Source organism: Nitrospirillum karajorum, from assembly GCF_036348415.1.
Taxonomy (GTDB): Bacteria; Pseudomonadota; Alphaproteobacteria; order Azospirillales; family Azospirillaceae; genus Nitrospirillum; species Nitrospirillum amazonense_B.
In genome coordinates, this window is sequence record NZ_JAZBQB010000002.1 from 663,508 (window position 1) to 685,623 (window position 22,116).

Below are 22,116 nucleotides of genomic sequence, written 5' to 3' on the forward strand. Positions count from 1 at the left end.
AGCGAAGGCGCGTGTCCCCCATGAACGCGGCAATCAACGCGGCAACGAACGCGGCAACCCAGCCCGCCCCCCCTTACGATCCCTGCCCACCCCCACCGGCGGTGACCGGCTTTCCGGAGGTTGTGAGCCTACCGACCGGCCATCCGCTGCGGCCCGCGGTTGAGGCCTTGGTCCGGGATATTTACGCCCGGACCTACGGCGCCCGGATCACCCGTTTCCCCCGCCTGATGATGGCCGCCCTGGACGGCACCGGCGCGCCGGCCTGCGCCGCCGGCGTCCGCACCACCGCCGACGGCTTTTTCTCCGAGGCCTACCTGGACCAGCCGGTGGATCGCGTGCTGAGCCGTCACACCGGCCGCCATGTCCACAGGGCCCGGGTGTTCGAGATCACCACCCTGGTCAGCCGGCGCCCCAGCCTGTCGGCGGGGTTCTTTCACAGCATGGCCCTGCGCGGCGCGGCGGAGGGCTATGACTGGTGCTTTTTCACCGCAACAGCACGCCTGCGGCGGCTGTTGCAGCGGCTGCATCCGCCCCTGCTGGTCCTGGCCCAAGCCGACCCCAGCCGCCAGGCCGACGCCGCCGCCTGGGGCCGTTACTATGACAGCGCCCCCACCGTGTGCGCCGCCGATGACTGGCCCGTCCTGGAGCCGGAGTGGCGCGATGCTTGACCTTCTGCGCGCCATGCGGCGGCATGCCGCCGTCACACCCCACCGGCCCGCGATCACGGATGGGACCACCACATTGGACTATGCCAGCCTGGCCGCCCGCGTGGCCGGCGCGGCGCAGGCCCTGAGGACGCTGGACGGCCAGGGCGGCCCCTGTGTGATCGGCATCCTCGGCGGCAACGGCGTGGACTGGGTGGTGACCCAGTTGGCGATCTGGCAGGCGGGCCACACCGCCGTGCCCCTGCCCCCCTTCTTCTCACCCGCGCAACGGCGGCACATCGCCACCGACGCCGGCATCACCCACATCGTCCATACACCGGACGCCGATGCCGCATCCGCCGCAACGCTGGGCCTGCCACTGCACCCCGTCCCCAGGGCAACGGCGTCCGCCGCCGCCCTGGACCACGCCGCCAGCGCACGCCAGTTCATCTACACCTCCGGCAGCACCGGCACGCCCAAGGGCGTCCTGCTGGAAGCACGGCAACTGGGGTGGAGCACCACGGCCCTGGCGCAGGCCATTGGCGCGCGTTCGGACGACCATTACGTCAGTCTCTTGCCGCTGGCCCTGCTGCTGGAGACGCTGTGCGCCGTGACCATCCCGCTGTCCGCCGGGGCGCATGTCACCCTGGTGCCCGATCTGGCCGCCCGCATCGGCGGCCCGGTGGCGCCGGGGTTGGCGGCCACCATCGCCGACCTGGCCCCCACTTGCCTGATGCTGGTGCCGCAATTGCTGTCGGCCTGGGTGGCGGACCTGGAGCGGCGGGGCGGTGCCGTCCCCGCGCGACTGCGTTACGTGGCGGTCGGTGGTGCCGCGGTGCCGCCGGCGCTGGCGCAACGGGCCTGGACGCTGGGCATACCGGTGCATGAGGGCTACGGGTTATCGGAATGCTGTTCCGTGGTCGCACTGAACCGGCCGGGGGAACGGCGCCCGGGCACCGTGGGCCGCCCCCTGCCGGGCCTGCGGGTGACCATCGACCAAGGGGAAATCGTGGTGGCCGGTCCCCCCGTCATGTCGGGATATGTGGGCCAAGCCCCTCTGCCGTCCGGGCCGGAGCAACCGGCGGTATGGCGCACCGGCGACCTGGGCAGCTTCGACGATGACGGCCACCTGGTCATCCACGGACGCCGCGACGCGCTGATCGTGACGCCTTGGGGGCGCAACATCAGCCCGGAATGGGTGGAGGCGCATTTCCTGGGCGACCCCCGCCTGGCCCACTGCCTGCTGAGCGACGCCGGACCAGAGGGTGGGCCAGGTGGCGGACCAGAGGGCCTGGCGCTGTTGCTCGTTCCCGCCCCGGCGGCGGAGGCTTGGTTCAAGGCCGCCAGTGAGACGGCAATCGACAGCCTGGTGACGGCCGCCGCCGCCGGCGTGCCCGGCTACGCCCGGCCGCGCCGGCACCATGTGGCCTTCGCCCGCGACATGGCGGCGCTGGGCCTGTTCACCGCCAACGGCCGGCTGCGCCGCCGCGAGACGGCGGCGGCCTATCGCCCGCATCTCCATCCCCCCGGCGCCATCCCAGCGCCCGCCATCGATGTTCCTTCCCCTTTGTTGACGGAGGCCCCGTGACCGACGCCGCCCAAACCGCGTGCCCCCACCAGACCGCCTACCAGCAACTTCTGGCTGAAACCGCCCAGGCGCGCGGCGCGTTTCTGTCCATTCCCGTCCTGAGCATGGCAATGGACGGGGCCGTGCCCCTGCCCCTGTACCGTGATTTCCTGGGTCAGGCTTATCACCATGTCCGCCACACCTGCCGGCTGCTGGCGCTGGCGGCGGCCCGCACCGACGACGACCTCTATCGGGATGCCCTGTTCGCCTACATCCAGGAGGAGCAAGGGCACGAGCGGTGGATCCTGGACGACATCGCCGCCTTAGGGGGCGATGCCGGGCGGGTGGCCGCCTCGCCACCCGGTGCCGCCTGCCGCGCCCTGCTGGCCTTCGCCTATGACGCGATCGAGCGCGTCAGCCCCTATGCCCTGCTGGGTATGGTCCATGTGCTGGAGGGCATGTCCACCCTGCTGGCCTCACGGGCGGCGGATGCCCTGCGGCGGGCCTACCAGTCCGACGCCAATGGGTCCGGATTCCGCTACCTCACCTCCCACGGCGCCCTGGATGAGGAGCACGTCGTCTTTTTCCAGCGGCTGGTGGACAGCCTGGACGCGCCGGAGGCGCTGCCGGTCATCATCGATGCGGCCAACATGGTCTATCGCCTGTATGGCGACATCTTCCGGGACCTGAGCCGTGGCCTGGATCATGGCCAGGGGAGCGTCGGCCATGCCGCGTGATCCCGTGCACTACGGCCAGACCGCCCTGATCACCGGCGCCGGTGGCGGCATCGGGCAGGCCCTGGCCGTCGAGGCGTCGCACCGGGGCCTGGGGGTCATCCTGGTGGGCCGGCGCCGCCCAAACCTGGAGGCCACCCAGGCGCTGTTGCGGCCGGGCAGCCCCTGCTTGGTCAAGACGGCTGACGTGACCGTGGCCCAGGACCGGCAAGCCCTGACGCAAGCGGTGCGGGATTGGGCGGGGCAATTGGATTTCCTGGTGAACAACGCCGGCACGGTATGGGCGGGCCCGCTGTCCACCATGGACGACCAGGTCCTGTCGGCCCTGGTGGCCACCAACCTGACGGCACCCATGGCGTTGATCCGGGACCTGCTGCCGCTGCTGTCCGCCGCCGGCGGCCGGGTGGTGAACATCGGTTCCCTGCTGGGGGACATCCCCTATCCCCTGTTCGCCGCCTATTGCGCCACCAAGCATGGCCTGCGCGGCTTGTCCGACGCCCTGCGCCGGGAATTGCGGGGACAGGGCATCGGCGTCACCTATGCCGCCCCACGGGGGGCCAAGACGCCGGGGACGGAAGCGCTGAAGCCGGTGCTGGCGCTTCTGGATATGCCGGCGGACCCGCCGGTGGATATCGCGCGACGGATTTGGGACGCCGCCCAGGCCGGCGCCGACACCGCCTATCCACCGGGTGCGGAACGGCTTTTCGTCCTGCTGCAGCGTCTTTTCCCGAAACTGGTCGACGCCGCCGTCCGCCACCAACTGCGGCGCATTCGGCTGGACGCGCCAGCGGCTGATGGCGGCCAAGCCTTTGACCGTCCGGCTGTCGACCAACACCCCCAATTTTGAGGTACCACCCCATGACACGGTCCGTTCCCGCCCTGCCACGCCGGCTCGCCTTCCTCATCGCCCTGTCGCTGCCGGCCGCCCCGGCCGCCTGGGCGGCCGACACCCTGCCCGTCGCCCAAAGTGGTGCCACCGAGGCCACCGCCCCCGCCATGATGACGGCCCTGGCCACCGTCGAACGCGACTGGTCCCACATCACGTTCGAGATGACGGACCGCGACGCCCGCACCCAGGCCATGACCGCGCTGGTGGCGCGGACGGTGCAGTTGGCCGCCGATTATCCGGGGCATGCCGAGCCGCTGATCTGGCAGGCCCTGGCCATCAGCAGCCAGGCCGGCCTGCAAGGCGGACTGGGGGCGCTGCCCCTGGCCCGACAGGCCCGCACCCTGCTGGAAACGGCGGGGCGCCTGGACTATCGCGCCGTCGGGGGGGCCGTGCCCACCAGCCTGGGCTCCCTCTACTACAAGGTGCCGGGCTTTCCCTTGGGCTTCGGTGACGATGACAAGGCGCGGCGGTATCTGGAGGAAGGGCTGGCCATCAACCCCGACGGCCTGGACGCCAACTATTTCTACGGCGACTTCCTGGCCGAACAGGGGGAATACCGCAAAGCGGCGGAGGTGCTGACCCACGCGCTGGCGGCGGCGCCCACGCCGGACCGCCCCGTCTGGGATGCCGGACGCCGGGTGGAGATCCGCGCGCTGCTGACCCGTGTGCAGCAGAAGCTGGCGGCCGGTTGATGGATGCGCCCGCCCCGCCCGACATGATCCACCGGCCCCATCCCTGGTGGCACAGCCTGGGCCGACAGTTGCGCCACCCCACCGGCCTGTTAGGGCACCTGCTCGGCCGGCTGATGAACCACCTGAACGCGGCACCCAACCGCGCGGCCGTCGGCGCCCTGGCACCCCGGCCGGGCGATACCCTCCTGGAATTGGGCTTCGGGCCCGGTCACGGGCTGGCCCTGGCGGTGGACGCGGTCGGCACCGCCGGCATGGTTCACGGTGTCGACCAATCGGCGGTCATGCTGCGGCAGGCGGGCCGCCTCAATCGCCAGGCATTGGCGGTGGGGCGGCTACACCTGCATCTGGGCCGCTTTGACGCGCTGCCGCTGGCCGCCGCGTCGGTCGATGGCATCCTGGCGGTGAACGTGGCCTATTTCTGGCGGGAGTCCGCGCGGGTTCTGGGCGAGGCGCGACGCGTGCTGCGCCCCGGCGGGCGGCTGGTGGTCTATGTCACCGACGCCACCACAATGCGGCGCTGGCCCTTCGCGCTGACCGGCACCCACCGCCTGTTCACCGCGGTCGACCTGATGGACATGCTGGTGGAGGGCGGCTTTCCCGCCGATGGCATCAGCGTCAGCCCCCTATCCCTGGGCCATGGCATGACCGGCCTGATCGCCGTTGCCGCCACCGGTCGCCCTTTCCCCTCTTTCGTGATGGAGCCCCAGCGGTGACCCTGACCAAGCACGCCATCGCCGCCTTCCTCGGCGCTCTTTTCGTCCATGCAGCAGCGGCGGCCGGCGACCTGACCGTCACCGTAGAGGGTATCGAGCCCGGCCCGGGCGCCGTGCGCGTGGTGCTTTATGACAAGGCTGACGGTTTCCGGCATGAGGACAAGGCGACGGCCGTGCAGAGCGTTCCCGCCACCCAAGCCAGCGTAACCGCCGCGTTCCTGGATCTCCCGCCCGGCCAGTACGCGGTGATCGCCTATCATGACGCCAACGGGAACGGGAAATTGGACCTGACGCTGGGCATGTTTCCCAGCGAGGGGTGGGGCCTGTCGCTGGACCCCACCGTGCTGGGTCCGCCCCGCTTCGGCGCCAGCGCCTTCGATGTCGGGACCGAGCCGGTCTTTCAAACCGTCCGGCTGCACTACTGATCCCATGGGCCATGACGCCCCTTCCCACAGAAGGAAGGGGCGTCATCGCGGGTCGAGCGGCCTCAGGCCCGTTTGCGACCGGTGAGCATGGACTTCACCAGGTTTTCCCGGTGCAGCACGCTGGACAGGATCACGCCGCCGACGTGCAGGACCACCAGGATGAGGGTCACCGTGGCCATCGCGCCATGGATATCCTCCATCGCATCCTCGCCCAGGAGGCCGCCGCCCGTATCCAGGACGACGCCGGTGGCCACGGTCAGGAGCAGGCTGGCCAGCAGTGCCACAATCATGGCGCCGCCCGCCGGGTTATGGCCCACATACCGGCCTGCCCGCCCCTTGACCAGGGCCCCCATGTAGGAGAGGAAGCCGCTTGGGCTGGGTACGAAGTCGGCGAACCGGGCATGCGGGGTGCCGATGAGGCCCCATAGGGACCGCAGCCCAACCGCCACCAGGATCACGAAGCCCGCCGCCTCATGCACCGGCATGATCTCCTCGGCCGACAGCCAGGCGATGGCGAAGGAGGCGGCGATGGTCCAATGAAGGAGGCGTATGGCCGGATCCCACACTCTCACCGTGCCGGCGAGGGGTGTGGCATCGGGGGAGACGGCGCCCTCTGGGGCGCCGTTGGAGGGGATGGACATGGTCATCAGTCCTCATCCTTCTCCGTCTTCAGGATGTCGCCGGTGTGGGCGTCAACGGCCAGCTCGACGCGCTTACCCTGGGGATCGCGGGCTTCGACCTTGTAGTTCTTGTCGCGGTGCCGCTTGATTTCGGTGACATCGGAATATCCCTGGGCGGCCAGTCGCTCGATCACCTGAGAAACGGTCAGGGCGCTGGCATCCCCGGCCTTTCCCGGCTGAGCCTGGCTGGCCGGCACGGTCTCGACGGCCAGCGCGTAGCCGCCGATGGCGAGAGAGCCCGTCAGCAGTGCCGCGGCGACGATTTTGCCATACATCATGGTGTTCTCCGTATTGGGATTGGATGGTGGCATCATCCTGGCGGGGTTCCGTTGAACGGAGCCTGAACAGCGCGTTCAGCCTGCGTTCAGGAAAGGGACGGTCAACTATGCCGATGAGATGGATCGCCGCCCTTTTGCTGCCCCTGTTGGCCGTGCCCGCTGCCCTGGCGGACACGGACCAGGATCAGGACCGCGCACGCGCCGCCGTGGAACAGGGCCGCGCGCTGCCCCTGCGCACCATCCTGGACCGCGCGGCGGAGCGCTTCCCCGGACAGCTTCTGGAGGCGGAATTGGAGGAGGAACACGGCCGATTGGTCTATGAGATCAAACTGCTGATGGATGGCGGGCGGGTCGTGAAGCTGCATTACGACGCCCGCACCGGCGACCTGCTCGCGGTCAAGGAACGGGGGGCGGAGAAGGACCGCAGGCCATGAGGATACTGCTTGCCGAGGATGATGCGGCGCTACGCCGCCAGCTTGCCGAGGCGCTGGCGTATGCCGGCTATGCCGTCGACCTGGCCCCTGACGGCGAAGAGGCCGCCTTCCTGGGAGAGAGCGAGCCCTATGACGCCGTGGTGCTGGATCTGGGATTGCCGCTGCGCGACGGCCTGTCCGTCCTGCGCGTTTGGCGGGCGGCGGGCATCAGGGTGCCGGTACTGATCCTCACCGCACGGGGCACCTGGCAGGAAAAGGTGGAGGGCATCGACGCCGGCGCCGATGACTATCTGGCCAAGCCGTTCCGGATGGAGGAGTTGCTGGCCCGGGTGCGCGCCCTGATCCGCCGGGCCGGCGGTCTGGCGGCGGCGGAACTGCGCTGCGGCCCGGTGGCACTGGACACCCGCACCGGACGTGTGACGGTGGATGGCCGGCCCATCGCCCTGACGGCGCATGAGTTCAAGGTGCTGTCCTACCTGATGCATCATCCGGGCAAGGTCGTTTCCCGCACCGAATTGACGGAGCATGTCTACGCCCAGGATTTCGACCGCGACAGCAACACCATCGAGGTGTTCGTCGGCCGGCTGCGCCGCAAGCTGGGCAGCGACCTCATCCGGACGGAACGGGGCCTGGGGTACCGTCTGGAGGCGGCCCAGTGATGCCCTCCTCCCTGACCCGGCGCCTTTTCCTGTTGGCGGTCCTGTGGATCGCCCCGGCGCTGGTCATCACCGGCATCATCCTGACCGACCTGTTCCGCACCCATGCCGAGGCGGAGTTGAGCCGGCGCATGGCCCAACACCTGGATGAACTGGCCGCGGTGCTGGAAGTGACACCGGACGGCGGCGTGGCCCTGGCCCGGGACTTGAGTGACCCCCGGTTCCGCCGCCCGCTGTCGGGGTTGTATTGGCGGGTCGATGGCCCTGGGGATAGGGTCTTACGGTCGCGGTCGCTCTGGGACCAGGCGCTGGACCTGCCGGCGGACCCCCTCAAGGATGGCGAGGTTCATCGCCACACCCTGAGGGGGCCGAACCACACCCCGCTGGTGGCGTGGGAGCGCAGCCTGCACCTGCCGGGCGCGACCGCGCCGGTGCGCGCCGCCGTGATCGCCGATGCCAGCGACGTCCAGGCCGCAACGGCGGGCTTTTCCCGGGCGCTGAGCCTGTCGCTGGCCGTCCTCGCCGCCGGCCTGCTGGCAGCGGCGGCCATCCAGGTGCGACTGGGGCTGGGACCGCTGCGGCGGATGCGGGCGGCCCTGGCTGATCTGCGCGCCGGCCGATCCAACCGACTGGAGGGCACCTTTCCCAATGAAGTCCAGCCTGTCGTGGACGATCTTAATCTTTTGATAGAAGAAAATCGGGCCATGGTGGAACGGGCGCGAGCGCAGGCGGCCGACTTGGCCCATGCGCTGAAGACCCCACTGGCGGTCATCGCCAACGCGGCTGCCGCGCCCGGCGGCATGGACCCGGCCGTCGTGGCGACCGAGGCGAACCGCATGCGCCATCAGATCGAACGCCACCTGGCCAGGGCGCGGGCCGCACCGGCACTGCTTCATTCCCCAGGCGGAACGGTTGTCCTGCCGGTGTTACGGCAGATCGCCCGCACCGTGGCGCGCCTGCATACCGAGCGCGGTGTCGATATCCAGGTCGATGGCGATGCGCAGGCTCGCGTCCGCGCCGACCCGGTGGACCTGCAGGAGATGGCCGGCAACCTGATCGACAACGCCGCCAAATGGTGTGCGGCGGTGGTGCGGGTGACGGCCGTCGCGGCCGACAGTGGCATTGTCATCACCGTCCAGGATGATGGTCCCGGCATCCCGGCCGACAGGCGGTCCGACGTCCTGGCCCGGGGGGCCCGCCTGGACGAGGCGGTGCCGGGTACCGGCCTGGGCCTGACGATCACTGAGGAGTTGGCACACCTTCACGGCGGAAGCCTCAACCTGGACACGTCCCCGAACGGCGGGCTCAGCGTCTCGCTCCATTTGCCGCGGGCGACAGCGCGCTAGCTCCCTCAGCAAATGATTTCGCTTCACCGCGACGCGTTCGCTTGCCATTAATATGCTTTATCGTTAAAGTTAACGTTAACTGTTGCGACGGCCCTGGTAGGTTGCCGCGTGAAAACAACGAATGCACAGGGGCTTGAGGGAAACGTGGCCGCCCGGATGAAGGATATCGCGCTGGATTTGGGGCTGTCGGTTGTCACCGTCTCCAAGGCCCTCCGCGACCACCCCGACATTGGCGAATCCACGCGCCGCCGGGTTTTGGAGCGGGCGTCGGAATTGGGCTACCAACCGAACCTGACGGCCCGGTCGCTGGTCACCGGACAGACGTGGACCGTCGGCTTGATCGTCCCCGACCTGCTCCATCCCTTCTTCGCGGGTATCGCCAAGGCCATCTCCAGCGACATTCGGCCCCATGGATATGGCCTGTTGATCTCTTCCTCCGATGAGGACGCGGAGGTGGAGCGGCAGCAGATCCGCCACCTGCTGGCCCGTCAGGTGGATACGATCGTGCTGGCCTCCACCCAGGCGACGGCGGATGGCCTGCGTGACATAGGGGGGCGGACGCCCCTCATCTTGCTGGACCGGCGTTTCGCGGATACCGACGCGCATTTTGTCGGCAACGATGATGAGGCGGTGGGCGGGCTGGCCACCCGGCACCTGATCGCGCAAGGATGCCGCCGCATCGCGCATCTGCGCGGGCCTGCGGTCAGCACGGCGGCCGGGCGGCTTGCCGGGTATCGCCATGCGCTGGCCAAGCATGGACTGTCCGCCACGCCGGACCATGTGGTCGATCTCGGTCCATCGGGCGATCACCGGGGTGAAGAGGCGGGGTATGCCGCCGCGCGGCGCTTGCTGGCGATGTCCCCCCGGCCGGATGGCCTGTTCTGCTACAACGACCCCTCCGCCTTGGGCGCCATGCGCGCGGTGCTGGAGATGGGGCTTAGTATCCCCGGCGACATCGCCATCATCGGCTGCGGCAACCTTTCCTACGCCGACTTCCTGCGCATCCCCTTGTCATCCGTCGACCAGGGCGCCGAGGCCATTGGCCGGCGCGTGGCCGACCTGGCCGTCAGCCGAAACCTGACGGGCCCCCGCCACATTGATTTCATACCGCCGCGCTTGGTGGCGCGCGCCTCAACCCTTCGCTTCACAGAGGAATAGCAGCCCATGGTCAGCCTGACGCGCCGCGATCTCGTCCGTTACGGCGGGGCGGTTTCCGCCCTGTCCCTGTCCACCGGCGCGCTGCCCACCAGGGCCGCGACTGCATCGGGCGGTGCTGCCGCCGGCCCGTTTCAGCCAACCTGGGAATCCCTGGCCGCCGGTTACCAGGCGCCCACCTGGTTCCGTGACGCCAAATTCGGGATCTGGGCCCATTGGGGACCGCAGTGCGCCCCGGAATATGGCGACTGGTATGCCCGCCGCATGTATGTCCAGGGAGATTCGGTCTACCAGCACCATGTCGAGACCTACGGCCATCCCACGCAATTCGGCTTCATGGAACTGATCAACCGCTGGAAGGCGGAACGGTGGGACCCCGAGGAGTTGACCAAGCTCTACAAGGCGGCGGGCGCCAAGTACCTGGTGTCCATGGCCTGCCATCATGACAACTTCGACAATTTCGACTCCCATCACCATGCGTGGAACGCCACGCGGGTGGGACCGGGCAAGGATATCGTGGGGGGCTGGGCGGCCGCCGCACGCAAGCACGGCCTGCGCTTCGGTGTCAGCAACCACGCGAGCCATGCCTGGCATTGGTACCAGACGGCCTATGGCTATGACGCCACCGGCCCCCACGCGGGCCAGCGCTATGACGCTTTCCGGCTGACCAAGGCCGACGGCGCCGGGAAGTGGTGGCAGGGGCTGGATCCCCAGGATCTGTACACCGGGCGCAACATGGTGATCCCGGACGGCATCACCGACCTGGCCGCCATGAACGCCTGGCATGAGGCGCACGACCGCATTTGGAACGAGTCCGTGCCGGCCAACAACCGCGCCTTCGCCGAAACCTGGCTGAAGCGGTGCCAGGACCTGATGGACCGCTATCAGCCGGACCTGGTCTATTTCGACGACACCGGCCTGCCTCTGGGCGAATACGGCCTGCGGGCCACCGCCCATTATTACAATCAGAGCGTGGCCCGGAAGGGCGCCGTCGACGTGGTCGTGAATTGCAAGGAACTGACCGACCTGCAACGCCGCGCCGTGGTCGCGGACATCGAGCGGGGCTTTGCCGACCACATCGTCGCCGAACCCTGGCAGACCGACACCTGCCTGGGCGACTGGCACTACAGCCGCCCCCTCTATGAACGCAAGGGCTACCTCACCGCCCTGCAGGTGGTGCAGCGCCTAGTGGACGTGGTCAGCAAGAACGGCTGTCTGCTGCTGAACGTCCCGGTGCGCAGCGACGGCACCATCGACGAGCTGGAGCGCGGCATCCTGCAAGAGCTGGTCGGCTGGATGGCCGCGAACAGCGAGGGGATTTTCGACTCCCGCCCCTGGAATACCTATGGCGAGGGGCCGACGGAGGTGGCAGCCGGCCAGTTCAACGAAGCGAAGCTGCGTCCCTTCACGGCGGAGGACATCCGCTTCACGGTGAAGGGCGACACCCTTTACGCCTACGCCCAGGAATGGCCGGCCGGGAAAAGCCTGACCATCCGGACCTTGACGCCCGCCACCCGCCCCGTCCATCGGGTGGACCTGCTGGGCGGCGGCCCCCTGGAGTTCAAGCAGGCCGATGACGGCGTCACCGTCACCCTGCCGGACCGGCGGCCGACCTTCACCCCCGCGTTCCGCATCCGATAAGCGCCGCCCCGGCCGTACGGGCGTCACAACAGATTGTGTGAGACGGATATGACATCGCGTATTCCAGCCGGCTTCGGGCGCCGGGCGCTGCGCGCGCTGCTGGCCACATTGCTGTGTACAGTATCAATGGGCATGGCCGACGCGCGGGAGGCCAAGACACCTGCCGGCTGGCCAGGCCCTGGCCAGTTATTCGTCGGCGCCTGCTATCAGCCGATCGACCGCACCCCGGCGCAGATCGACCAGGACATCGCCATCATGAAGCATGCGGGCTTCACCGTGGTGCGCATGGGCGACCTGTCGTGGGATTCGTTCGAGCCCGCGCAGGGGAAATTCACCTTCGACTGGTTCGACGCCGTCCTGGACAAGATGCAGGCGGCCGGCATCCGGGTGATCTTGGATATTCCGGGCACCCCCGCCCCCATCTGGCTGCACCGAGCCTACCCCGGTGTCGACATCGTCAACCAGGCGGGGGCACGCCTGCCGCCCGCGGAACGCTACATGGACAACATCAGCGATCCAGACTATGTGCGCGAGGCTGGCCTTCTGGCGGAGGCGCTGAGCAAACGCTACGCCCACCATCCGGCCATCATCGCCATTGGATACGACAATGAGATCGGCAACGGCTTCATGTCCTATTCCGAGGCCGACCGCCAGCGCTTCATCACCTGGCTGCGGCGGAAGTACGGCACCATCGACGCCCTGAACAAGGCTTGGGCGACGCAGCGCTGGTCACGCCGGCTCAATGATTTCCAGGATGTCGACCTGCCCCTGGCCGACGGCCCCGGCCCGGCGGAACGATACCTGGACCTGCACCGCTATTGGTCCGACGTCGCCATCGACCGCCTGCGGGAATTGGACACCATCCGCCGGCGCGCCATGCCGGACCTGCCCAGCATCTCCAACCTCTGGGACAACGCCCCCCGGCGCGGCTTCGACTATCTTTCCACCTACAAATCCTATGTCTCCTATGGCGCGGAGGGGTTCTATCCGGCTGACCCCATAAGCGGGGCCTTCGGGGCCCTGATGACCAAGGGGGACCTGCCCACTCCCATCTGGTTCAATGAGTTCACCGCTGGCGGCGGCGGCGATTACGGCACGCCGGGCCGCAGCCGGATGTACGCCTATCTTGGGCTGCTGCTGGGCGCGCAGGGCATCCTGGCCTGGACTTTCAACAGCCACCTGGGCGGGGAGGAGCAGGCCCTGTTCGGCCTGGTCGACCATGACGGCACGCCGTCGTGGAAAGTGGACGAGTTCGGCCGCATCGCCACGGAATTCAAGGAACTCGCCCGCTACGGCTTTCCCCGCTACACCCATCCCGAGGTGGCCATCGCCTATTCCTTCGAGTCCGCCATCGCCTCCCACCCCAACGGGCCGTCCAGCACCACGCGACAGTATTTCCAGGGGGCCTATGGCGACATGGTGCAGGGGGCGTTCGAGCCGCTGTTCCGGGCCAATATCGACACCGCCATCATCAACATCGGGCACGACACGCTGGCGCCCTACAAGCTGGTGGTCATCCCCGCCGATTATGTGATGGATGCCGCCAGCGCCAAGGCCGTCCGGGATTATGTCCAGAACGGCGGCACCGTGCTGATGACCGGCTATTCGGCCAAGGTGGACGAACACGCGCAATGGTTCGACACGCCCTTGCCGGGCCGGCTGTCCGACGTGTTCGGGCTGAAGACCAACGCCTTCTACCGGTCTGAGGCGCCACTGGCCTACAGCCTGGGCTCGGCATCGACCATGACCACCACCCACTATTACGAGGTGCTGGTACCCACGACGGCGGCGGTGCTGGCGTCTTTCGACAACACGCCGGATCATACCCCGGCGATCACCATCAACAAGTTCGGCAAGGGCACGGCCCTATACCTGGCGACGGAGCCGGCCCCCTCCGCCATCGCGCCGATCCTGCGCCGCGCCTATGACCTGGCCGGGGTGCAACCAGGGCCGCAAACGCCGGAGGGCGTCTACGCCCGCGTCGTGGACGGGCGAACCTTGTACGTCAACACGACCCCCGAAACGCAACGCATCCCCATCCAGGGCACCAAGACCGGCCTGGTCAGCCACCGGCGGCATGAGGGCACGCTGGTCCTGGGGCCGCAGGAGGCCGACCTGTTGCCCTGACCGGCTTGTGACCGGGGTCGTTCAGCGCCCGCCGGCGTCGGAGGGCGTTTGGCCGATATGTTCCCCGATATACTGCTCCAACGCCGTGGCGGCGTTCAGCATGTGGGCGCGCATGCGGCGGGCGGCGGTCTCCCCGTCCCCTTCGGCAATGGCGGACATGACGCTGTCATGTTCCTCGCGGGAGTGCGCCATACGGCTACCCTGGCGCAGCTGGGTGCGGCGGAAGGCGTTCAGGCGCGTGCGCACCGCCATGGCCTGTTCGGCCATGAAGCTGTTGTGGGTCGCACGATAGAGCGTTTCATGGAAATCGCGGTTGAAGGCGTCGTAGGCGTCAACGTCGCCCCGCTCCACCATCTCACGCGATTCCCGGTGCAGCCGCATGAGCCGGCTGCGCTCCAGCGGCGTCATGCGGTGCGTGGCCAGGCGCACGCACATGGCCTCGATCTCCGCCATGGCCTCGAACATGTCCATGATGCGCTCGGGTGTCAGGCGGGTGACGACCACCCCGCGCCGGGGCCGCATCTCGACCAGGCCGCTGACGGCAAGCTGGCGGAGCGCCTCGCGCACCGGCGTGCGGGAGGCGCCGAACCGGTCCGCCAGATCCTGTTCGTCCAGCTGCATGCCGGCCGGCAGATCGCCCCGGGCGATCTCATCGGTCAGCGCGTCGCGGATCCGGTCCGAGAGCAGCGTCCGCTCCTCGGGTATGTCCTCCGCCAGATCCACGACCGCGCTCATGATGTGTCAGCCCCCCACTATCGCCCGTACGACAAGATAAAGGATGGACGGGGCGACAAGGCAACCCAGACCGGTGTGAAAGGTGGCCGTCAGGGCGCCATAGGGCACCAACCGGCGGTCAGTGGCGGCCAGCCCGCCGGAAACGCCGCTGACCGTGCCCATCAGGCCGCCGAAGACCATCGCGCTGCGTGGATTGTCCAGGCCGATCAGTTTGGCGACCACCGGCGTGCCGATCATGACCAGCACTGCCTTGAAGACGCCGGTGGCGATGGACAGGGCCATGACGGCCGAACTGGCCCCCAGGGCGGCCCCGGTCACCGGGCCGACGATGTAGGTGACGGCGCCGGCACCGATGGTGGTGATGGACACGGCGTCCGTGTAGCCGAAGGCCACCGCCGCCAGCGAGCCGACGATGAAGGGCAGGATCGTTCCGAGCGCCAAGGCCAGCGCGCCGATGGCCCCGGCCTTGCGCGCCTGGACGACATCGACCTCGAACGCGGTGGCCACGATGGCGAAGTCGCGCAGCATGGCCCCGCCCAGGAGGCCGATGCCAGCGAAGACCGGGATATCCACCACCCCCTTGGTCCCGCCGGTCCACAAGCCGGCGGCGAAGGCGGCGCCCAGCCCGATGACGATGGCGATGGCCGAGCCATGAACCCGGCCGAACAGCAGGTGCTTCGAAATCGCGTTCGACAGCCACATCACCAGACCGACGATGGCGAAGGCGGTCAACAAGGCGTTGGCGGACAGGGCGTGGGTCAGCATTTCCATGGCGGCCCCCCTCAAACGGCGCGCTTGCCGGGGGGCGTCGCGTCCCCCTGGGCCTGAGCCTGGGCCTCGATCTCGTCCATCGTCTCGCCCTTCTTGCCCAGGCGGCTGATCACGGCGACGGTGGCGAAGCACAGCACCACGGCGGCAATGCCGGCGATCAACACCAGCGGCCCGCTGCGAGCGGCGACCAGGACGTTCTGCTGGGCGGCCATGGCCACCACGATGGGAATGTAGAGGGCGCCCCAGAACTCCACCCCGAACTTCAGGCCGGGGGTCATCAGGCCGCGACGGGCCATCCAGAGGCGGGCCGCGATCAGCAGCAACATGGCGATGCCGACACCGCCGACATTGGCCTTCACGCCCAGCAGCGACCCCAGCAGATCGCCCAGGAAGGTGCCCAGCAAGGTGCAAATGGCCAGCAGGGCCACACCCGAAATGGTCATGGACGCCCTCCCCACCCCGCCGGCCCACCAAAACGCGAAGTCGCCATCATATCCCTCCCGTGCATGCAGACTCTCCTGGTCCGCAGGATTCAAAATACACCATATTGAGTTTCCCGCAATTGTGGATACACTGACCGCGAAAAATCCCACTTGCGCATACGAAGGTCGATCATGCGGGACTGGAACACCAAGGGCCGGGACAGGCAGGCGCGGCTGGACGCGGGCCGGCACTTCGCCACCGGCAAGATCGTCGCCGCGCAGGACCTCGTCGCCTTTCTGGAGGCGGTGCTGCGCCCCGGCGACCGGGTCTGCCTGGAAGGCGACAACCAGAAGCAGGCCGACCTGCTGGCCAAGGCGCTGGCCAAGGCGGACCCCGCCAAAATCCATGACCTGCACATGGTGCAATCGGGCGTCGTCCTGCCGGAGCACCTGGACATCTTCGAAACCGGCATCGCCCGGCGGCTGGACTTCTCCTACTCGGGCCCGCAGTCGGCGCGCATCGCCCGCATGATGTTCGGTGGCCAGATCGAGCTGGGGGCGGTGCATACCTACCTGGAACTGTTCGCCCGCTATTTCATCGACCTGACGCCGCAGGTGGCGCTGATCGCCGCCGTCAGCGCCGACAAGGACGGCAACCTCTACACCGGCCCAAACACCGAGGACACGCCCACCGTCGTGGAGGCGACCAGCTTCGGCAAGGGCCTGGTCATCGCCCAGGTGGGCGAGATCGTGGACACGGTGCCGCGGGTAGACATCCCCGCCGACCAGGTTCACTTCGTCGTGAACGCCCAGCGGCCGTTTTATGTGGAGCCGCTGTTCACCCGCGACCCGGCGGCCATCACCGAAACCCAAATCCTGACGGCTATGCTGGCCATCAAGGGCCTGTACGCCCCCTACGGCGTGCGCCGCCTGAACCACGGCATCGGCTTCAACACCGCCGCCATCGAACTGCTGTTGCCGACCTTCGGCGAACGGCTGGGCCTGAAGGGCAAGGTCTGCACCCATTGGGCGCTGAACCCCCACCCCACCCTGATCCCCGCGATTGAAAGCGGCTGGGTCGAGCAAATCCATTGCTTCGGCTCCGAGGTCGGGATGGAGGACTACATGCGGGCCCGGCCGGACATCTTCTTCACCGGCCCCGACGGCTCGCTGCGCTCCAACCGCGCCTTCTGCCAGACCGCCGGCCTGTACGCCTGCGATATGTTCATCGGCTCCACCCTGCAGATCGACCTCGCGGGCAACAGCTCCACGGTCACCGGCGGCCGCGTCGCCGGCTTCGGCGGGGCACCCAACATGGGATCGGACGCGCGGGGCCGCCGTCACCCCAGCGCCCCCTGGCTACGCGCTGGTGGGGAAGCGGACCCCGACGGCACGCCCGCCCTGCGGCGTGGCCGCAAGCTGGTGGTGCAGATCGGGGAAACCTTCGGCGACGGCAACGCCCCCATGTTCGTGGAGCGCCTGGGCGCGCTGGAGCTGGCCGACAAGCTGCACCTGGATCTGGCGCCGGTCATGGTTTACGGCGACGACGTCACCCACATCGTCACGGAGGAAGGCATCGCCAACCTGCTGCTGTGCCGTGACAAGGACGAACGGGAACAGGCCATCCGGGGCGTCGCCGGCTATACCGAGGTGGGGCGCGCCCGCGACCGCAAGATGGTGGAACGGCTGCGCGAACGCAAAGTCATCCAACGGCCCGAAGACCTGGGCATCGACCCGCTGGATGCCGACCGTGGCCTGTTGGTCGCCCATTCCATCAAGGACCTGATGATCGCCTCGGGCGGGCTGTACCGGCCGCCCAGCCGTTTCCGCAATTGGTAAGGCCGCGCCCCCATGGAAAACCTGCGCTATGAACTGAGCACGACCAAGCCCGCCGGCGGAACTCGCGCCATGGCCCTGGTCGGTGTCGTCGCCTCCGGCAACCTCGAGGTGTTGCTGGAACGGGGGAGGCGGCCGACCGCTGTGTCATCGACATCGCCACCCCGGCCCATGGTTTCGCCGACCTGTGGCAGGCGGTGACGGCCGACTTCGCCGCGCGATCAGCCGCTGGCGGCTTGCGCATCACCATCAACGACGGTGGCGCCCGGCCGGACACGGTGGCGCTACGGCTGGCCCAAGGTGTGCGCCTGATGGAGAAACCGGAATGACCAGCCCCACCCCCGTCCCACCGCACGCCGATCCGCATCGCAGCTGGTATGAGGAGTCGGCCCGGGGCCGGTTGTCCCATCTGCTGGACACCGGCAGCTTCACCGAATTTCTTGGGCCCCAGCGCCGGGAACTGAGCCCACACTTGGCCCTGTTCAACCTGCCGCGCCAGTTCGATGACGGCATCGTCGTCGGCGCTGGCGCCCTGGCGGGCAAACCCGTCCTGGTGGCGGCCCAGGAGGGGCGCTTCATGGGCGGCGCCATTGGCGAGGTGCATGGCGCCAAGCTGACCGGCCTGCTGCATGCCGCCCGGCAGATGAAGCGGGACGTGGTCATCCTGTTCGATACCGGCGGGGTACGCCTGCAAGAAGCCAACGCCGGCGAACTGGCCATTTCCGAAATCATCCGCGCCACGTTGCAGGCGCGGGCGGCGGGCGTGCGCGTGGTCGGGCTGCTGGGCGGGCGCGCCGGTTGCTACGGCGGCGGCAGCCTGATCGCCGGCTGCTGCTCCGCGCTGGTCATTTCCGAACAGGGGCGGCTGTCCGTCTCGGGGCCGGAGGTCATCGAGACCAACAAGGGCGTGGAGGAGTTCGACTCCAAGGACCGGGCGCTGGTATGGCGCACCATGGGGGGCAAGCACCGCTACCTCATCGGCGGCGTCGACCTGTTCGTGGCCGACACCGTCGCCGCCTTCCGTGCCGGCGCCCTGGCGGCGCTGGACCGTCCCGCCACGCTGGACCAGACCGTTCTGGCGGCGGAACAGGCGCGGCTGGAACGCCGCCTGGCCCGCTTCGGCGATGCCGCCGATGGGACCGAGGTGTGGGCGCGGCTGGGTGTCAACCAGCCCACCGACGTGCCCGACATGGACCTGGACACCTTCCTGACCATCGCCAACCGCCAACGGGAGGGCGCCGATGCTGCCCGCTGAAATCCTCACCTCGCTGTTCCCTGCCGGCCACCAGGTGACCGAGGAGGGCGGCCTTCTGGCGGGCACTGGCCGGCTTGACGGGCAGACGACGGTGGATGTCATCGGCATCACCGGCAAGACCTATCCCGGCGTGGACGAGGCCCTGACCCTGGCCGGCCGCATCCTGGACATCGCCGCGCGGCCGGACCCGGCGCCGCTGCTGTTCCTGGTGGATTCCGGCAGCCAGAGGATGAGCCGCCGCGATGAATTGATGGGGCTCAGCGAGACACTGGCCCATCTGGCGAAGGCGTTGTGGCAGGCCGAGCGGGCCGGCCACCGGACCATCGGCCTGCTGTACGGCGGCAGTGCCGCCGGCGCCTTCATCGCCACCGCCCTGGCCTGTGGGGAACTGGCGGCCCTGCCCGGCGCCTGGCCCGAGGTGATGGACCTGCCCTCCATGGCGCGGGTGACCAAGCTGTCGGTCGACATGCTGAAGGAGAAGGCGGCCACCACGCCGGTCTTCGCCCCCGGCCTGGACAATTTGTTCGCCACCGGCGCCATCGCGGAAATCTGGGACCCGGCCCAGCCGCTGAGCGACCAGTTGAAGGCCGTGCTCGCCCGGCCCGCTGCCGGGGACGACCGGGCGCAGTGGGGACTGGACCGGGGCGGCCGGCAGAAGGCCGCTGCCATCGCGCGCGAAGTGGAACGGCTGGCGCTGGCCCATGGCTGACCCCGCTGCCGCCCGACGCCACGACCTGGCCTACCTGACCCCCGCCGCCTGGCGCAACCAGGTGGCCGGCCTGGAGGACGCGGTGCTGGATTGGGCGGACTTCGGCCGGCCGGCCATCTTCCGCCGACGGCTGTGCGGCGACCCGGCCGGGGCCGTTCCCCTGGGTCTGCCACTGCCGCCGGGCATGGGCCGCAAGCGCCTGGCCCTGTCCTGCCCCCCGGACGCGATCCGGTGGGTGGCACCGCCGCCGCTTTTGCGGGACGCCCGCGCGGCGGCGCCGGACGCCTGGCAGGCGGTCATCGACGCCTTGCTTTCCTGGGAACCCGCCTGGCGCTGTTTCGGCAGCCTGGCGTGGCAGCATTTGACCGGGCTGCCCTACCTGACGGCCACGTCGGACCTGGACCTACTGATCCCCTGTCCGACACGGGCGGAGGCCGCCCGGCTGACGACCGCGCTGGCGGAGATCGCGGTGGATGCGCCGATGCGCCTGGACGCCGAACTGCTGTCCCCCGCCGGTGCCGGCGTGCAGTGGCGCGAGTGGCTGTCGGACGCGCCGGACCTGCTGGTCAAGACGGCGGACGCCACCACCCTGGTCCCGCGAGAGGGCGTGTTTCCATGACATCCCTTCCCCAGACACGGACGCCCTACATTCGGGGAACGGATCCCCGCTGGATCGGGTGTCAGGCGACGCGGGCGCTGGTCCTGGAAGTGGAAACCTGGCCCAAGCCCGGCCTGGTCAGCCACATCGACACCGGCGCCCACCGCGACATGAACGCCGACCTGCTGCGCCTCAGTGCTTGGACGCTTGAGCCCTTTTTCGTGGCCTTGGCGGAGGCTGGCGCCGCTGATGCCGGCATGGACCGGCTGCGCCAGATCGGGCTGGCGGCGGAACGGGCCATGCGCCAGGCCACGGGTGGAGTGAACACCCACCGCGGCGCCATCTTCGGGCTGGGCCTGCTGTCGGCGGCGGCGGGCCTGGCCACGGCCCGCCCCTGGCAGGGGTCGCTGGGCGCGCTGATCGCCCAACGCTGGGGCACCGAGATCACCGCCACGCCGCAGGAAACGGACAGCCATGGCGGCGTGGTGGCGCGACGGTATCGCGTCGGTGGCGCCCGGGAAGAGGCCGCCGCCGGCATGCCCTGCGTCTATGACATCGCCCGCCCCGCCTTGGCCGAGGGGCGCCGGCTGGCGCCGCTGGATGAGGAGGCGGCGCGCGTCCACGCCTGCATGGCCCTGATCGCCGCTGTGGACGACAGCAACCTGCTGTATCGCGGTGGGGCGGAGGGGCTGGCGTTCGCCCGGGACGCCGCGCGCGGCTTCTTGCGCGAGGGCGGTGTGGGTCACCCGCGCTGGCGTTGGCAGGCCAAGGCGGTGCATCAGGATTTCGTCGCCCGCAATCTCAGCCCCGGCGGATGCGCCGACCTGCTGGCCATGGCGCTGTTCACGGAAATGGTGGAAGCGTGACCCTGGCGCTGCTCTGCTCCGGCCAGGGCCGGCAGGATCGCACCACCTTCGATGTGCTGGCGGAGGTGCCGGCGGCCGGGGCGGTCCTGACGGCCGCCACCGTCGTGCTGGGCGTCCATCCCGTTGAGTTCTGCCGAACGGCGCCCGACGCCGCCCTGCATGCCAATCGGGAGGGGCAGATCCTGTGCGTGACCCGCGCCCTGGCCACCGCCGCGGCCCTGTTCCCCGAGAGAGCGCCGGCGGAAACCATCGTGGCAGGCTACAGCGTCGGCGAAATGGCGGCCTGGGGCGTCGCCGGAGTATGGAGTGCCGCCGACACCTTGGCCCTGGTCGATCAGCGGGCGCGCGCCATGGACGCCGCGGGCGGACCGGACGACCAACTGGCCTATGTGCGCGGGCTGCCCCGCGCCGTCGTCGAAGACTTGGCCCGGCGCTTCGATTGCGCCATCGCCATCGTGAACCCCGACCAGTTGTTCGTTGTCGGCGGGACACGGCCGGCGACGGAGGCGTTCTGCGCCGCTGCCCTGGCCCAAGGGGCGGCGCGGGCGGCACCCATGGCCGTGCGCGTCGCCTCTCACACCCCCCGCCTGGCCGGGGCGGTGGCACCGTTCGCCGCTGCCCTGGAAGCGACGCCGGCGGCACGTCCCGCCCTGGGCCTGATGACGGCCAGCGGAGCCCGGCGGGTCATCACCCCCGGCCAAGCCCTAGCGGGGCTGGCTGCCCAGGTGGCGGAAACCATCGTGTGGGCGGATGTGCTGGACGCCCTGGGCGAACGGGGCGTGACCACCGTGGTGGAATTGGGCCCCGGCCGCGCCCTGGCCGACATGGCGGCGGCCGTCCTACCCAACGCCGATGTGCGGGCGGTGGACGATTTCCGCACCATCGGCGGCGTGCGGGCCTGGCTGGCCGCCCGCTGACAGCGGACGGCCAGCCCATTTGCCTT

Annotated in this window: 24 protein-coding genes and 1 pseudogene; 20 read left to right on the forward strand and 5 right to left on the reverse strand. The window is 69.3% G+C overall.

The annotated features are described in order from the left end of the window. The first annotated feature begins 122 nt into the window (after positions 1-122). From UCD39_RS10560 to UCD39_RS10590, 7 genes are read left to right on the forward strand one after another with little or no spacing between them, the layout of a single operon-like run. Positions 123-668, forward strand: a complete 546-nt coding sequence (locus tag UCD39_RS10560; RefSeq protein ID WP_330495986.1) for a thermostable hemolysin — start codon at positions 123-125, stop codon at positions 666-668. Beyond that, positions 661-2,232 (forward strand): AMP-binding protein, encoded by a 1,572-nt coding sequence (locus UCD39_RS10565; RefSeq protein WP_330495987.1) that lies wholly within the window; start codon positions 661-663, stop codon positions 2,230-2,232. Before UCD39_RS10560 ends, UCD39_RS10565 begins: the two co-directional genes overlap by 8 nt. Continuing rightward, entirely contained in the window at positions 2,229-2,948 is a 720-nt protein-coding gene (locus UCD39_RS10570; RefSeq protein ID WP_330495988.1) for an iron-containing redox enzyme family protein, read from the forward strand. Before UCD39_RS10565 ends, UCD39_RS10570 begins: the two co-directional genes overlap by 4 nt. Further along, the gene (locus UCD39_RS10575) at positions 2,938-3,792 is read left to right on the forward strand and encodes an SDR family NAD(P)-dependent oxidoreductase (protein ID WP_330495989.1); all 855 of its coding nucleotides are present in this window, start codon (positions 2,938-2,940) and stop codon (positions 3,790-3,792) included. Before UCD39_RS10570 ends, UCD39_RS10575 begins: the two co-directional genes overlap by 11 nt. Positions 3,793-3,803: 11 nt before the next feature. Further along, positions 3,804-4,526 (forward strand): tetratricopeptide repeat protein, encoded by a 723-nt coding sequence (locus tag UCD39_RS10580; protein ID WP_330495990.1) that lies wholly within the window; start codon positions 3,804-3,806, stop codon positions 4,524-4,526. Further along, positions 4,526-5,239 (forward strand): class I SAM-dependent methyltransferase, encoded by a 714-nt coding sequence (locus UCD39_RS10585; RefSeq protein WP_330495991.1) that lies wholly within the window; start codon positions 4,526-4,528, stop codon positions 5,237-5,239. The genes UCD39_RS10580 and UCD39_RS10585 overlap by 1 nt, the downstream gene beginning before the upstream one ends. Further along, the gene (locus UCD39_RS10590; RefSeq protein ID WP_330495992.1) at positions 5,236-5,664 is read left to right on the forward strand and encodes a DUF2141 domain-containing protein; all 429 of its coding nucleotides are present in this window, start codon (positions 5,236-5,238) and stop codon (positions 5,662-5,664) included. The genes UCD39_RS10585 and UCD39_RS10590 overlap by 4 nt, the downstream gene beginning before the upstream one ends. A gap of 62 nt (positions 5,665-5,726) precedes the next feature. Here the strand turns inward: UCD39_RS10590 and UCD39_RS10595 are convergent, their stop codons facing one another. Both UCD39_RS10595 and UCD39_RS10600 read right to left on the reverse strand, forming a co-directional pair. Next, entirely contained in the window at positions 5,727-6,311 is a 585-nt protein-coding gene (locus tag UCD39_RS10595) for a cytochrome b/b6 domain-containing protein (protein WP_330495993.1), read from the reverse strand. Continuing rightward, complete coding sequence (locus UCD39_RS10600) at positions 6,311-6,622, reverse strand: PepSY domain-containing protein (protein ID WP_330495994.1); 312 nt, start codon at positions 6,620-6,622, stop codon at positions 6,311-6,313. The genes UCD39_RS10595 and UCD39_RS10600 overlap by 1 nt, the downstream gene beginning before the upstream one ends. A 107-nt stretch (positions 6,623-6,729) precedes the next feature. Here UCD39_RS10600 and UCD39_RS10605 point away from each other — a divergent pair, with 107 nt between their 5' ends. From UCD39_RS10605 to UCD39_RS10630, 6 genes are all read left to right on the forward strand, one after another. Next, positions 6,730-7,056, forward strand: coding sequence for a PepSY domain-containing protein (locus UCD39_RS10605; RefSeq protein WP_330495995.1), 327 nt, complete (start codon positions 6,730-6,732; stop codon positions 7,054-7,056). Continuing rightward, a complete protein-coding gene (locus UCD39_RS10610) occupies positions 7,053-7,715 on the forward strand; it encodes a winged helix-turn-helix domain-containing protein (protein ID WP_330495996.1) in 663 nt (220 codons plus the stop codon). Before UCD39_RS10605 ends, UCD39_RS10610 begins: the two co-directional genes overlap by 4 nt. Beyond that, the gene (locus UCD39_RS10615) at positions 7,715-9,058 is read left to right on the forward strand and encodes a sensor histidine kinase (RefSeq protein WP_330495997.1); all 1,344 of its coding nucleotides are present in this window, start codon (positions 7,715-7,717) and stop codon (positions 9,056-9,058) included. The genes UCD39_RS10610 and UCD39_RS10615 overlap by 1 nt, the downstream gene beginning before the upstream one ends. A gap of 156 nt (positions 9,059-9,214) precedes the next feature. Next, on the forward strand, positions 9,215-10,216 hold the full coding sequence (locus UCD39_RS10620) for a LacI family DNA-binding transcriptional regulator (protein ID WP_330495998.1): 1,002 nt from the start codon (positions 9,215-9,217) through the stop codon (positions 10,214-10,216). Positions 10,217-10,222: 6 nt separating this feature from the next. Further along, a complete protein-coding gene (locus tag UCD39_RS10625) occupies positions 10,223-11,854 on the forward strand; it encodes an alpha-L-fucosidase (RefSeq protein WP_330495999.1) in 1,632 nt (543 codons plus the stop codon). Between the two features lie 48 nt (positions 11,855-11,902). Then, positions 11,903-13,981 (forward strand): beta-galactosidase, encoded by a 2,079-nt coding sequence (locus UCD39_RS10630; RefSeq protein ID WP_330496000.1) that lies wholly within the window; start codon positions 11,903-11,905, stop codon positions 13,979-13,981. Between the two features lie 21 nt (positions 13,982-14,002). Here UCD39_RS10630 and UCD39_RS10635 read toward each other — a convergent pair whose 3' ends face one another. Genes UCD39_RS10635 through madL form a run of 3 tightly spaced genes read right to left on the reverse strand, consistent with a single transcriptional unit; the run spans position 14,003 to position 15,930 of the window. Beyond that, on the reverse strand, positions 14,003-14,716 hold the full coding sequence (locus UCD39_RS10635; RefSeq protein ID WP_330496001.1) for a GntR family transcriptional regulator: 714 nt from the start codon (positions 14,714-14,716) through the stop codon (positions 14,003-14,005). A gap of 6 nt (positions 14,717-14,722) precedes the next feature. Continuing rightward, complete coding sequence (gene madM / locus UCD39_RS10640; protein WP_330496002.1) at positions 14,723-15,487, reverse strand: malonate transporter subunit MadM; 765 nt, start codon at positions 15,485-15,487, stop codon at positions 14,723-14,725. Positions 15,488-15,498: 11 nt separating this feature from the next. Beyond that, positions 15,499-15,930 carry a malonate transporter subunit MadL gene (madL, locus tag UCD39_RS10645; RefSeq protein ID WP_330496003.1) on the reverse strand — a complete coding sequence of 144 codons (432 nt, stop codon included), beginning with the start codon at positions 15,928-15,930 and terminating at the stop codon, positions 15,499-15,501. A gap of 171 nt (positions 15,931-16,101) precedes the next feature. On the opposite strand from madL, the gene mdcA reads away from it, so the two are divergent. The 7 genes and pseudogenes from mdcA (at position 16,102) to UCD39_RS10680 (ending at position 22,090) form a co-directional block, all read left to right on the forward strand. Next, positions 16,102-17,748, forward strand: a complete 1,647-nt coding sequence (gene mdcA / locus UCD39_RS10650; RefSeq protein WP_330496004.1) for a malonate decarboxylase subunit alpha — start codon at positions 16,102-16,104, stop codon at positions 17,746-17,748. 140 nt (positions 17,749-17,888) lie between these two features. Next, positions 17,889-18,074 (forward strand): annotated as a pseudogene (locus UCD39_RS10655) (hypothetical protein); the annotation flags it as partial. Beyond that, complete coding sequence (locus tag UCD39_RS10660) at positions 18,071-19,000, forward strand: biotin-independent malonate decarboxylase subunit beta (protein ID WP_330496005.1); 930 nt, start codon at positions 18,071-18,073, stop codon at positions 18,998-19,000. The pseudogene UCD39_RS10655 and the gene UCD39_RS10660, both read left to right, overlap by 4 nt. Further along, entirely contained in the window at positions 18,987-19,709 is a 723-nt protein-coding gene (locus UCD39_RS10665; protein ID WP_330496006.1) for a biotin-independent malonate decarboxylase subunit gamma, read from the forward strand. The genes UCD39_RS10660 and UCD39_RS10665 overlap by 14 nt, the downstream gene beginning before the upstream one ends. After that, positions 19,702-20,328, forward strand: coding sequence for a malonate decarboxylase holo-[acyl-carrier-protein] synthase (gene mdcG / locus UCD39_RS10670; RefSeq protein WP_330496007.1), 627 nt, complete (start codon positions 19,702-19,704; stop codon positions 20,326-20,328). The genes UCD39_RS10665 and mdcG overlap by 8 nt, the downstream gene beginning before the upstream one ends. Next, positions 20,325-21,173, forward strand: coding sequence for a triphosphoribosyl-dephospho-CoA synthase MdcB (mdcB, locus tag UCD39_RS10675; RefSeq protein ID WP_330496008.1), 849 nt, complete (start codon positions 20,325-20,327; stop codon positions 21,171-21,173). The genes mdcG and mdcB overlap by 4 nt, the downstream gene beginning before the upstream one ends. After that, positions 21,170-22,090: an acyltransferase domain-containing protein gene (locus UCD39_RS10680; RefSeq protein WP_330496009.1), complete on the forward strand. Its 921-nt coding sequence runs from the start codon at positions 21,170-21,172 to the stop codon at positions 22,088-22,090. The genes mdcB and UCD39_RS10680 overlap by 4 nt, the downstream gene beginning before the upstream one ends. Positions 22,091-22,116: the final 26 nt, after the last annotated feature.